This window comes from Marinobacter pelagius, from assembly GCF_003315345.1.
Lineage (GTDB): Bacteria > Pseudomonadota > Gammaproteobacteria > Pseudomonadales > Oleiphilaceae > Marinobacter > Marinobacter pelagius_A.
Map to the genome: position 1 here is coordinate 43018 of NZ_QNRO01000017.1, position 13208 is coordinate 56225.

A 13208-nucleotide genomic window follows, 5' to 3' on the forward strand; every position below is an offset into this window, starting at 1 on the left:
ATTCCATGAAAACGAAACCCATCATAAAACCCCGGGGAAACATTGCAACCGGCCTAACTGACTGACCAGTGGAAGAATTGGCCAACGGGAATGGGGGAACCGGCAGTTGGCCCCGAGAGCAAAACACGGCAGCATGGTGAGCAAGCAACGCTTATAAAACCACCATCGCCTGACAAGAAGGAGAAAACCATGGCAGGTCCCCTGAGTTCACTGAAGGTTCTGGATTTCAGCACCTTACTGCCCGGACCCTACGCCACCATGCTGCTGGCCGACATGGGGGCAGAAGTACTGCGAATCGAGGCACCGGACCGGGTGGACCTCACCAAAGTAATGCCCCCCTTCGACGGCAAGTTCAGTACCGCATTTTCCTATCTCACCCGTGGCAAGGACACCCTGCAACTCAACCTGAAGAAGGAGGGTGCTGCCGACAAGATCAAGGAGATGGTCAAGGACTACGACATCGTGGTCGAGCAGTTCCGGCCCGGCGTGATGGACCGCCTGGGCATCGGCTACGAAACCCTGCGTGAGATCAACCCCAGGCTGATCTACTGCGCCATCACCGGCTATGGCCAGACTGGGCCCTATAAGGACCGCGCCGGCCACGACATCAACTACCTATCGATTGCCGGTGTCTCCAGCCACTGTGGCCGCGCCGACAGCGGCCCGCCCCCCATGGGCATCCAGATCGCCGACGTAGCCGGCGGCTCCCACCACGCCGTCATGGGCATCCTCGCCGCCGTCATCGAACGCCAGCAGACCGGCAAGGGCCAGTTCGTGGATATCAGCATGACGGATGCCGCCTTTGCCCTCAACGCCATGTCTGGCGCTGCGTGCCTGGCGGGTGGAGTGGAGCAGAAGCCCGAGGGCGGCTTGCTCAACGGCGGGTCATTTTACGATTACTACCAGACCAGTGATGGCCGCTGGCTGTCGGTGGGGAGCCTGGAGCCGCAGTTCTCCGCACGGCTGTGTGACACTTTGGGGCTGTCCGAATTGAAAAGCCTGGCATTGAGCCAGAAGCCGGATGATCAGAAACAGCTGAAGGCGGCCATCCAGGAGAAAGTGAAAGAGAAAACGTTGGCGGAGTGGCAGGAAATCTTCGCCGGGCAGGACGCCTGTGTGGAGCCGGTGCTGACGATTTCAGAGGCGGCCGAGCATCCGCAGTTGAAGGCCAGGGGGATGGTGATTGAGGTTGATCGGGGGGATGGGGAGATGCAGAGGCAGGTTGGTTTGCCTATTAAGATAGGGGGATCGGGAAGTTGTGATTAAACTAACATTACAATACGGGGAGCCCAATGGGCTCCCCGTATTGCCACCTTTATTGATTTTGGTCTAGTGCGTTTTCAATGGTAGTGCTTGCACCTAATGTCGCAGCCGTATTCTGGGTCACTGGGGTGATACCTTGGGCAATCACTGCTCCAGTCAGTTCCACCATCGCTGCAAATGCCTCTGATGTATCTGCAACACCTCCGCACTCATCACTCGGCACCTGAGGAACTACGAAGGTGCTATGGTTTGCACCTGTGCATGGGTTGCTGCCATCGAAGAATATTGCCGCAGGAACCCCCGCATCAGTGGTTGGGACCGCAGCATTGATGTCTACGATATTCACACCTGTGCTATCTGCAAGTGTTCCACCGTTGGCTCCTAGATCGAAGAGTGCCATTAGAGGCTCTGTACCCGCGAGCGGAGCTGACAGTGCGCTCTCAAGTGGGTTAACGTTTGCTTCATTGGGAACAGTGGCGTCCCCTGTCACTTCCGTAACCATCAACTGTGGGGTGTTTGCACCAAGACTTCGAGCATAGACTGCTGGGTCTACTTCATCTAGGACCGACTGAAAGACGTAAAGGAACGTTTCGAGGTCAGATGTGCCCTGCGGCGGCAGCGCCGACAAAATTCTATCTGAGAGGGACGCCGAATTCTCAACGAGCTTCGTAACCTGACCCCCGGTGTTGTGAAGTACCACAGAGTTCAGCTCAGGGAATTGTTTACCGAATGGCAGTGCTGCGTATGGAGCAATAACCTCCGGATCATTGCTCAAACTGGCGAAGGTTGTACCAGTGATTCCGCCGAGAGAATGTCCTACAAAGTTGACTGGCAAGCCTGCGAGATCAGGATCTGATGTTCCGGTGATATCCAGACCAGTGAGACCTGAGGCCGAGCCTGTCCCATCAATCGAAGCGGACAGGTTTAGCAGATCGAGAACACCTTGGCGCAGGTTGTCTCGGGCCCCTTGGAGACTTTTCAGGTTAATGAAAAGGCTGCCTGAGGTAACGTCAGCGGCAGACTCGGCGGATATCGGAGTGAGTCCTCCTGCGTCGGTGTAGTTGAAGTGGCGCTCACCAATATAGGCAAGTCCTGGGACAGCCTCAAAAGCAGGTCCAACGTCTTCGGGAGTAAGCTCATCCAATCCAGGCAATGTTCCCAAGGTGGACCCTGCCAAACCATGAAGAGGCTGATCAATAGCGATCACTGCCTGGCACGTTTTGGCAGCCAACAGAATACCAGGAAGCATTGAGACACTTCTGTCGACACCAATACCATGCTGGAAGATCGTAACCCCAGAAATACCTTCGCATGTGCCGGCTGCATTTGGGAAATAGGCGACTACAGGGGCCGCGACTTGCCCTTCGATCTTTGGATACGGAAAGTTGGAGTTTACGTTCAGCGTTCCGTCACGATCTCTCAGGAACTCGAATGTGGTTGTTCCGCTCGATAGGCTCTCGTTGAGCGCAGCCTCAAGATTTGTGTCACCTTGCCAACCTCTCTCAACAAGCGCGTCGCCGCCGCTGACTGCGGGAATCGGTTGATAGTAAGGAAGAACGATCGAGCCTTGAGAGACTGAAACTGCAGCAGCAGCAGCTTTTATTCCATTTCCCGAGGGCAAACTCTTGATTGTAGCCAATTCGGTCGCTGGCTGATCTTTGGAATAGAAAAAAGAAGGGCGAGTAGTTGGGAAGGGTATATTTCCCGATGCGACCGCTGTTTGTATTGCAGTACCAATCGCTGCTTCGGTAGCTATAGCTCCGGCTTCTGCAACGGCAGCAGCAGTGGCCTCGTTCTCCGCGGTTACGTTACCAGCGAGAATCTCAGAGAGAATGGCGGTAAGTTCACTAAAGTTGGCCTCTGGATTGTTATCCCTTACAGCCTTGAGCAAAGCAGTAAATCCTACTTTTTGACCGAGAGCTTCGAAATAGGAAGCCGGAGAGGCAAGAGTCTTCAGTACCGTACTTTGGCCAGCCGTCGTAAATGTATAAGCAAGAGCTACATCTTTCTGAGTTGCAGAAATGATTTGCTGCCCGAGGCCATTTAGTGCAATTACCAGCTCGCGGATCGAGGCGAGGTTCTCGCTACCCAAAGGTCCTTCTGTGAGTTGTTGTGCAGCGATAGATTGTTCAATCGGCTTGCCATTCGCTCCAGTTACACCGTCAGAGACAATAACAATGTACTTCTTATTCTCCAGAAGGGGCTCTAACGGTGTGACCCGAATCGTATTGTTGGTAACACCATCTTGTGTGATGACTTCGACCCTGAAATTCGGTTGATTGTCTGGATCCTGGTCAACACCTGTTATGCTTGCGGGATTAACAGAAGGCAAAGCGAGCGGGGCAGCATCCGTGGCAGGTGCGACGTTTAGAGGAACCAGGAATACTGTCTGATTTTCTATCACAGTGTCAGGATTGAGTGAGCCGTCAAATGCTATATTGAACTGTCCGGTCGTAGAGAAACCCGCCAAGTCGTTAATCGCATTTGATGCCGGATCGGTTCCAGATGTCAGCCCTGTGAAGTCGTAATCCGCACTTTGGGTCGCACCGAGAAGCAATAGCAGATCGAAGTTCGCCGGAAAAGCAACGGTTGGGGATATCGGGTTCGGGTTGAATACGGGCCGCACGATTGAGGTATCAATGGTGGTATCAGTAATCTGATACTCCGGATTAGCATTCGCCCCCTCGTCACCGCTGCTAAGGCAGCCTGTAAGTCCAACGGAAGACGCCACGGCAAGACTTATTAGTGTTTTCTTGAACATGGGTGGAACCTTTTCCTGTTGTTGTGTCGTTATGTTCTTCTGAAATTTTGGTCAGCGCTTTGAGCCAATTTCGTAACTCTGACTATAGCGACAGTCTGGCAAGTGTTGATCAGCCAAAAGTGTGATTCTGGCCTTTCAGGTCATCCTCGCACGGATGGAGTCCGGCCTTTCTGAAAAATAGTTGGCAATGAACGCTTTGTCGAGCCTCCGCAATGGCTTTTGCGAGTCAGTCGAACGATGAAAAATCGGGCTTTCGTTTTTCCACGAACGCGCGGAACGCCTCGGCGGCTTCCGGCGATTTCAGGCGTTCGCTGAACAGCTGCCCTTCGGTCAGCATGGTGTCTTTCAGATCCTCCACCACGGGCCGGTTGAGCAGTTGTTTGGTGGCGCGGAGAGCCGCGGGTGCCTGGGCAGCCAGCTGGCGGGACAGTTCCCGGGCGTTGTCTTCGGTTTCCGCAGGATCACAAACGCGGTTGATGAGGCCCATCTCCAGGGCGTCGTCCGCCGAGAAGGCGTTACCGAGCATCAAAAGTTCGGCCGCGCGCACCCGGCCGAGCCAGGCGGGTAACAGCAGGCTGGAGCCGCCTTCCGGGCACAGGCCCAGGTTGGCGAAGGGCATCTGGAAGCGGGTGTTGGTGCCGGCCACCACCAGGTCGCAGTGCAGGAGCATGGTGGTGCCGATGCCCACGGCGGGGCCATTGACCGCGGCCACCACCGGTTTGGTGGCGGTTGCCAGTAATAGAAGGAAGCGGCCGACTGGTGTTTCCCGGAATTTACCGGGCAGGCCCTGGGCGAATTCGCTCAGATCATTGCCGGCGGTGAAGCACTCCTCGCTGCCAGTGAACAGGGTGCAGCGGATATCGCTGTCGGATTCTGCCTGCTCCAGGGCATCGCCCATGGCGGTGTACATGTCGTGGGTGAGGGCGTTCTTTCGGTCCGGTCGGTTGAGGCGAACGGTCAGAATTCGGTCTGTTTTTTCGGTGAGGATGAGGTCGGTCACGGTATCTCCTGCGAACGTGTTGTTATTTTCGGGGGATCGTACCCCCTGATCGATAGCTTTTGTTACTTCCTTTTATAGCGCCTTCGCCTTCCGTCGCATCACTCGTTCGAACGATTTTCTGGTAAACTCTCGCCTCCCGATTTTTCGATGACACGAAATAACGAAACCATCTGATGAGGCGCCTATGACCACCGTAATCCGCCAGGACGACCTGATTGAGAGTGTAGCGGACGCGCTGCAATTCATTTCCTACTACCACCCGAAGGACTTCATCCAGGCCGTGTACGAGGCCTACCAGAGGGAAGAGTCCCAGGCGGCGAAGGATGCCATGGCCCAGATCCTGATCAACTCCCGGATGTGTGCCCAGGGCCATCGTCCGATCTGTCAGGATACCGGCATCGTTACGGTTTTCGTGAACATCGGTATGGACGTGAAGTTCGAGTGCGATCAGCCCCTGGATGACGTGATCAACGAGGGCGTGCGTCGCGCCTACACCCACCCGGACAACGTGCTGCGGGCGTCCGTGCTGGCGGATCCGGATGGCAAGCGCCAGAACACCAAGGACAACACCCCGGCCATCATCCACTACAAAATGGTCCCGGGTGACAAGGTTGAGGTTCACGTGGCTGCCAAGGGCGGCGGTTCCGAAGCCAAGTCGAAGTTCGCCATGCTGAACCCGTCCGACTCCGTGGTGGACTGGGTGCTGAAGATGGTGCCGCAGATGGGGGCCGGCTGGTGTCCGCCGGGCATACTGGGTATTGGTATCGGTGGTACCGCCGAGAAGGCGATGGAACTGGCCAAAGAAGCCCTACTGGATCCGATCGATATTCATGATCTGCAGGCCCGTGGCGCGTCCAACCGTGCCGAAGAACTGCGCCTGGAGCTGTTCGAGAAGGTCAACGAGCTAGGTATTGGTGCCCAGGGTCTGGGTGGCCTGACCACTGTTCTGGACGTGAAGGTCAAGGATTACCCCACCCACGCGGCTAACAAGCCGGTGGCGATCATTCCGAACTGTGCCGCGACCCGTCACGCGCACTTTACCCTGGACGGCACCGGTCCGTCCCTGCAGACCCCGCCGAGCCTGGACGACTGGCCGGAGATTACCTGGGAAGTGGGCGAGAACGTTCGCCGGGTGAACCTGGATACCGTGACTCCGGAAGATGTGAAACAGTGGCAGCCGGGTGAAACCGTCCTGCTGTCCGGCAAGATGCTGACCGGTCGTGACGCCGCCCACAAGAAGATGGTGGACATGATCGAGAAGGGTGAAGAGTTGCCAGTGGATCTCAAAGGCCGCTTCATCTATTACGTGGGTCCGGTCGATCCGGTGCGCGAAGAAGTGGTTGGCCCGGCTGGCCCTACTACAGCCACCCGCATGGACAAGTTCACCCACACCATGCTCGAGAAAACCGGCCTGACCGGCATGATCGGTAAAGCCGAGCGTGGCCAGGTGGCTATCGACGCCATCAAGGAGTATGGCGCGGTGTACCTGATGGCCGTGGGTGGTGCTGCTTACCTGGTGTCCAAGGCGATCAAGGAAGCCAAGGTGGTTGCCTTTGAAGAGCTGGGTATGGAAGCTATCTATGAGTTCGAGGTGGAAGACATGCCGGTGACCGTGGCGGTGGATTCACGGGGTAGTTCCGTGCATCAGACCGGGCCGGTTGAGTGGCATGACAAGATTATTGCTGCGAAGGCGGTTTAAGGGCTTGAAGATGGGGTCAGAAGAACGGAGTTCTTCAGACCCCTGTGCAAACCTCCCTCTCAGCTGGAACAGCTGATACTCAGATGCTTCCCCCAATCCGGCGGCAGCGCGGCATACTTCTCAAACTCCGGCTGCTCGTCAAACGGCCGTCTGAGCACCTGCAGTAACTCCTCCAACGGCTGATAGTCCCCATTCTGCGCTTCCAGAATCACCTGCTGGGCCAGGTAGTTCCTCAGGATGTATTTCGGGTTCACCTTGCGCATGGCGTATTCCCGCTCATCGTGGGCGCGGGTTTCTTTTTGCAGGCGTTGCTCGTAGCGCTCGAGCCACTCGTCCGCCACGCTTCGGTCCACGAACAGGTCCCGGACCGGATCGTGGCCCTTGCCATGGAGGTTGGACAGGCCCCGGAAGAAGCGGGTGTAGTCCACGTGGTGTTCGTGGAGCATGCTGAAGGTGTCCATGATCAGGCTGAGGTCGGACTCATCCGGTTCGGCCAGGCCGAGCTTGTCGCGCATGTTTTGCAGGAAACGCTCGTTGTAGATCACCTCGTACCGCCGCAGACCACGGCGGACATTGTCCTCATCCATCACTGGCAATAATGCGTTGGCCAGGTACTGGCAGTTCACAAAGCCGACCTGGGGTTGGCGGTTGTAGGCGTAGCGGCCTTCCTGATCAGTGTGGTTGCAGATATAGCCGGCGTCGAAGTCGTCGAGGAAGGCGTAGGGCCCGTAGTCGAAGGTATCGCCGATGATGGACATGTTGTCGCTGTTCATCACGCCGTGGCAGAAGCCTACCGCCTGCCAGTCGGCAATCAGGCGCGCGGTTCGTTCGACCACTTCCTCGAACCAGCGGGTATGGCGCTCGTCGTCCGGCAGGTCGATCAGGTGCGGGAAGTGCAGGGCAATGACGTGTTCGATCAGGGTCTTCACCGCTTCCGGTCCTTCGTGATGGGCAGCAAACTCGAAGTGGCCGAAGCGGATATGGCTCTCGGCCACCCGCATCAGCGCGGCGGCGGTCTCGATGGTTTCCCGGCGGATTGGATCCCTGGCGCTGACCATGAACAGGGCCCGGGTGGTGGGGATGCCCAGAAAATGCATGGCCTCACTGCAAAGGTATTCCCGGATGGTGGAGCGCAACACCGCTCGGCCATCGCCAAAGCGGGAGTAGGGCGTGGTGCCGGCGCCCTTGAGGTGCCAGTCCCAGCGCCGGCCATCGGGGCCGACGGTTTCCCACATCAGCAGGCCGCGACCGTCCCCCAGTTCCGGGTTGTACATGCCGAACTGGTGGCCGGTGTATTTCATGGCCACCGGGTCCATGCCTTCCAGCAGCTCCGTGCCGGCCCCGACGCCGGTCCACTCCTCCGCCGAGCCCACATGGAAGCCCATCTGGCGCGCCAGCTCATGGTTAAAGGTGACCATTCTGGCGTCGGTCAGCGGCTTGGGCTGTATCCGGGTGTAAAAACTGTCCGGAAGCTCCAGGTAGCGATGCTCAATCCGGAAACCTGTGTCTTTCATACAATGCGTATACTCTCAGTTGGTACAGATTCTGCTGCTTATCATTCAAACCGATCCAGGAAACCACCGTGTCTGAAAACGAACTCAACATCACCATTGAGACCCTGATCAGTCAGGAAGGTCTACCTTCCTCATACGGACACACCGTCGAACAGACCATCCTGCCGCTGGCACACCGGATTCTCGAACTCCGGCAACGGCTCGGGCGGCCGGTACTTATTGGTATCCATGGGGCCCAGGGCACCGGGAAATCAACCCTCACCCTGTTCCTCAAGGAAATCCTGAGCCGGCACCATGGCACAGCCACAGCCAGTTTCTCCATTGATGATATCTACCTTACCAGAGCTGAGCGGCAGAGACTTGCCGGGCTGGTGCATCCCCTTTTCATCACCCGCGGCGTGCCGGGCACCCACGATGTGTCCCTTGGCCAGAAGGTAATCGACCAATTGCTGGCTGCAAAACCCGGGGACAAGACCCCAATTCCCGCTTTCGACAAGGCGCGGGATGACCGTGCGCCCCGGGATCGCTGGCCGGTATTCGAAGGCCCGGCGGAGGTCATCCTCATCGAGGGCTGGTGCCTGGGGGCCGCGCCGGAACCTGAAGAAGTGCTGGCCCGGCCGGTCAATACGCTGGAAGCTGAGGAGGACGCCCATGCCACCTGGCGCAGCTATGTGAACGAGTGTCTGAAAGACAGCTACCGGGCGTTTTTCGGCCGGCTCGATTACCTGTTGATGCTCAAGGCGCCGTCCATGGAGTGCGTGCTGGAATGGCGCACCTTGCAGGAACACAAGTTGGCCGCACGCCATGCCAATGCACCAGAAGAGGGCGCCAGCGATGAGGGTGCCCCCTCGTTGCGCATCATGTCTGACGACGAGGTAGCCCGATTCATCATGCACTACCAACGCGTGACCGAGCATTGCCTCCGGGAAATGCCCGGCCGGGCTGATGTCCTGATCCCGGTCGGTGCGGACCATTCGCTGGCGGCCCCACAATTCAGGGAGCCTCCGGGCTCCAATTAGCAAACCCAAGCGAGGGAAAACCATGCCCAGGCCCCACCTGATTCTGTTTACCGATCTTGATGGCACATTGCTGGACCACGAGGACTATTCCTGGGAGGCCGCGAGGCCTGCCCTGGCCAGGGTGAAGGCGGCGGGAATCCCCTTGATCCTCAACTCCAGCAAGACGGCAGCGGAGATCGCGGTAATCAGGAACGAACTGGGCAATGGTGATCCGTATATTGTCGAAAACGGTGCGGCTGTGATTATTCCGCCCGGTATTTTTGACAATTCTTCCGAGCAGGTGGTGACTTTTGGCGCATCCCGGGCAGTGGTGCTGTCAGTCCTGGGCCGATTGCGCACCGCCGGTGCACGCTTTCGGGGCTTCGAGGACATGTCCGCCGAAGAGCTGGCCGAGACCACGGGCCTGGATATCACCGCGGCTTCGCGGGCGATGCAACGCCATGGCACCGAGCCGCTGATCTGGGAAGGGAGCGAGGAGGAGCTGCGTGAATTCGAAGCCTCCCTGGCCGCCGACAACCTCCGCCTGGTGCAGGGTGGCCGCTTCTGGCATGCCATGGGCATCTTCGATAAGGCGGATGGGGCCCGTTTCTTGCTGGGTAAATACCAGGAGCGTTATGGCCGTGAGCCGGTACTGGCTATCGCACTGGGTGACAGCCCGAATGATCAAGGCATGCTGGAGGCGTCCGATGTACCGGTGGTGATCCGGGGCGTCAACAGCGAGAACGTCCAGCTGCCGTCCGACCGCCGGCACATACGCTCCCTCAGATCCGGCCCCGAGGGCTGGAATGACTGTGTACTCAACCTGCTGCTTGAGTACGGGTATTAAAGAGGAGAGCCGCCATGGGCGACTTTTACCAGAACGGCATTGTCACCACTCTGCATAACCTTGTCCGACGGCCTGTCGAGGAGATGGAAGCGGAGCTGATGAACTTCCGCAAGGCCCGGCCCATGTCCCTTGTGCTGCCTTCGTTATATTCGGAGCTGGAAGGGCCGGCGTTGAAGAACATTGTCAGCGAGCTGACCAGGGTGCCTTACCTTGACCAGATCGTGATCGGGCTGGACCGCGCCGATGAGCGGCAATACCGGCATGCGCTTGAGTATTTCTCCGAACTGCCGCAGGAGTTCAAGGTGCTCTGGAACGATGGTCCGCGCCTGCGCGCCCTCGACCTCAAACTGCGGGAGCAGAACCTGGCGCCGACCGAGATGGGCAAGGGCCGGAACGTCTGGTACTGCTTTGGCTATGTGCTGGCTTCCGGCGTCAGTAAATCCGTGGCGCTCCACGACTGTGACATCCTGACCTATTCCCGGGACCTGGTGGCCCGCCTGATCTACCCGGTGGCCAACCCCGCGTTCAACTACATGTTCTGCAAGGGCTATTATGCTCGGGTGGCGGACTCCAAAATGAATGGCCGGGTCAGCCGGTTGCTGGTGACACCGCTAATCCGGGCCCTCAAGAAAGTCTGTGGCCCCAGCGATTTCCTGGATTACCTGGACAGCTATCGCTACCCGCTGGCCGGCGAGTTCTCGTTCCGCACCGATGTCATTAATGACCTGCGCATTCCCAGTGACTGGGGCCTGGAAGTTGGTGTGCTGTCCGAGATGAAACGCAACTACGCCACCAACCGGCTGTGCCAGGTGGACATCGCCGATACCTACGACCACAAGCACCAGGAACTGTCCCCGGAAGATGCCAGCCGCGGTCTGTCCAAGATGAGCGTGGACATTGCCAAGGCCCTGTTCCGCAAACTCGCCACCAACGGCGAGATTTTCTCCAACGAAAAGTTCCGCACCATCAAGGCCACTTACTTCCGGATTGCCCTGGATTTCGTGGAAACCTACCAGAATGACGCCATCATCAACGGCCTGACCTTTGATAGGCACAAGGAAGAAAAGGCGGTGGAGCTGTTCGCCCAGAACGTGATGCGGGCGGGCGCTTATTTCCTGGATAACCCAATGGACACGCCGTTCATCCCTAGCTGGAACCGGGTCACCAGTGCCATTCCGGATATCAAGGAACAACTGCTGGAAGCGGTGGAGCTGGACAACGAGGAGTACCGGCCATGAGCCAGCCCCTCAAGGCCAAACTGGTTGGCATGCTGGAGGTGGTGTACCCGGAGCTGGACTGCGACTTCCTGGCGGAACAGCTGCTGAGCACCATTGAGTTGGCCCCGAACCGGGAGCCGCCACCGGCACACCAGAACAACTGGGACGAGTCGGATATTGTCCTGATCACCTATGCCGATACCGTTCAGCGTGAGGGTGAGAAGCCGCTGCAGACCCTGCACCGGTTCCTGACGGATTGCCTGGCCGAGACGGTCTCGGCGGTCCACATCCTGCCGTTCTTCCCGTACAGCTCCGATGATGGCTTTTCCGTCATGGACTACCTGGCGGTGAACGAGTCCCATGGCTCCTGGAGTGATGTCGAGAAGATTGCCGGCGATTTCAAACTGATGGCAGACCTGGTGATCAACCACATGTCCGCGCGCAGCCGCTGGTTCGAGAATTTCCGAAAGCGGGTCGATCCGGGCAAGGATTATTTCTTTGAGGGAAATCCCAAGGATGATTTGAGTGCGGTGGTCCGGCCAAGAACCTCGCCGTTGCTGACCCCGGTGCAGACCGAGGATGGCGAGCGGTATGTATGGTGTACTTTCAGTGAAGATCAGGTGGATTTGAATTTCGCCAATCCCAGGGTTCTGATCGAGTTTGCCGGTATCATCAAACAATATCTGGAGCATGGCGTGGTCATGTTCAGGCTTGATGCTGTGGCATTCCTCTGGAAGGAGCCGGGTACACCCTGCATCCACCTTCAGCAGACCCACGAGCTGATCAAGATTCTGCGACTTCTCATCGAGCACCATACGCCGGACGCGGTGGTGATCACGGAAACCAACGTGCCCAACCGGGAGAACCTGACCTATTTCGGGAACGCCAACGAAGCACACATGATCTACAACTTCTCCCTGCCGCCTTTGCTCATCAACACTCTGGTGACGGGGAACTGCCGGCATCTCAAGACCTGGCTCATGAGCATGCCGCCGGCCCAGATGGGCACGACTTACCTGAACTTTATCGCCTCCCACGATGGCATCGGCATGCGCCCGACGGATGGGTTGCTGGAGGAAGACGAGAAGCAGCGCCTGATCAATACCATGGAGTCTTTTGGCGGCAAGGTGTCCTACCGCCGCACCGCTGATGGCCGCGACCAGCCGTACGAGATCAACATTGCCCTATGGGACGCACTGAAAGGCACCGCGGAGGGTGGGGCGGATCACTGCCAGCTGCAGAGATTCCTGTGTGCGCACACCATCATGCTGGCACTGGAAGGGATCCCGGCCTTCTATATCCACAGCCTACTGGGCACGGAAAACGATTACGCCAGGGTCGAGAACACCGGCCGGCTCAGATCCATCAACCGGGGGCAGTGGCAGCTGGATAAACTGGAGGAAGAACTGGAAAACCCGCTATGCCACCACAGCAAGGTCTACCACGAACTCAAACGCCTGATCGGCATCCGCCGCAGCCAGTCAGCCTTTCACCCCAACGCCACCCAGTTCACCCTCCACCTGGGCCTGCAGATCTTCGGCTTCTGGCGCCAGAGCATGCGCCGCGACCAGTCCGTCTTCTGCATCCACAACATCAGCAGCGAACTGCAGCAAGTCGCACTCAGCGACATCAACCTCATCGGCACCGATCACTGGGTAGACCTGATCTCAGGCATGGCCATCGACGACCTCTCCGGCAGCATCACCCTGAAACCCTACCAAAGCGTCTGGCTATCAAACCAAGCCGCGGACCGAGATAACCCAGGGGTTAACTCAGGGGTCTGATGAAAACCTTCATCTGACCCCAAGTTCAGCTCATCCCCCAAAGCTCTCTGTCAAAGTCGGGGTCAGAAGAAGGCTTTCTTCAGACCCCAAGGTCATGCTCAGGGGTCTGATGAACACTTTCATCT

The 13208-nt window shown here is 57.9% G+C and carries 9 protein-coding genes; 6 read left to right on the forward strand and 3 right to left on the reverse strand.

Annotated features, from left to right (window positions below; genetic code table 11):
• Nucleotides 1-189 precede the first annotated feature (189 nt).
• Entirely contained in the window at nt 190-1266 is a 1077-nt protein-coding gene (locus DET50_RS14120; RefSeq protein ID WP_113863475.1) for a CaiB/BaiF CoA transferase family protein, read from the forward strand.
• A gap of 49 nt (nt 1267-1315) precedes the next feature.
• Here DET50_RS14120 and DET50_RS14125 read toward each other — a convergent pair whose 3' ends face one another.
• Entirely contained in the window at nt 1316-4024 is a 2709-nt protein-coding gene (locus DET50_RS14125; protein WP_113863476.1) for an MECDP-synthase, read from the reverse strand.
• A gap of 226 nt (nt 4025-4250) precedes the next feature.
• Nucleotides 4251-5024 (reverse strand): enoyl-CoA hydratase, encoded by a 774-nt coding sequence (locus DET50_RS14130; RefSeq protein ID WP_113863477.1) that lies wholly within the window; start codon nt 5022-5024, stop codon nt 4251-4253.
• 184 nt (nt 5025-5208) lie between these two features.
• Between DET50_RS14130 and DET50_RS14135 the strand changes: the two genes are divergently transcribed.
• Nucleotides 5209-6723, forward strand: a complete 1515-nt coding sequence (locus tag DET50_RS14135; protein WP_113863478.1) for a fumarate hydratase — start codon at nt 5209-5211, stop codon at nt 6721-6723.
• A 59-nt stretch (nt 6724-6782) separates the two neighbouring features.
• Here DET50_RS14135 and DET50_RS14140 read toward each other — a convergent pair whose 3' ends face one another.
• Nucleotides 6783-8237, reverse strand: coding sequence for a protein adenylyltransferase SelO (locus DET50_RS14140; protein WP_113863479.1), 1455 nt, complete (start codon nt 8235-8237; stop codon nt 6783-6785).
• A 68-nt stretch (nt 8238-8305) separates the two neighbouring features.
• On the opposite strand from DET50_RS14140, the gene DET50_RS14145 reads away from it, so the two are divergent.
• The 4 genes from DET50_RS14145 to DET50_RS14160 are packed head-to-tail and all read left to right on the forward strand — an operon-like array spanning nt 8306 to nt 13083.
• Nucleotides 8306-9256 carry a hypothetical protein gene (locus DET50_RS14145; RefSeq protein WP_113863480.1) on the forward strand — a complete coding sequence of 317 codons (951 nt, stop codon included), beginning with the start codon at nt 8306-8308 and terminating at the stop codon, nt 9254-9256.
• A 22-nt stretch (nt 9257-9278) separates the two neighbouring features.
• Entirely contained in the window at nt 9279-10082 is an 804-nt protein-coding gene (locus DET50_RS14150; protein ID WP_113863481.1) for an HAD-IIB family hydrolase, read from the forward strand.
• Between the two features lie 14 nt (nt 10083-10096).
• On the forward strand, nt 10097-11320 hold the full coding sequence (locus DET50_RS14155; protein ID WP_113863482.1) for a glycosyltransferase family protein: 1224 nt from the start codon (nt 10097-10099) through the stop codon (nt 11318-11320).
• Nucleotides 11317-13083 carry a sugar phosphorylase gene (locus DET50_RS14160; RefSeq protein ID WP_113863483.1) on the forward strand — a complete coding sequence of 589 codons (1767 nt, stop codon included), beginning with the start codon at nt 11317-11319 and terminating at the stop codon, nt 13081-13083. Before DET50_RS14155 ends, DET50_RS14160 begins: the two co-directional genes overlap by 4 nt.
• Nucleotides 13084-13208 lie beyond the last annotated feature (125 nt).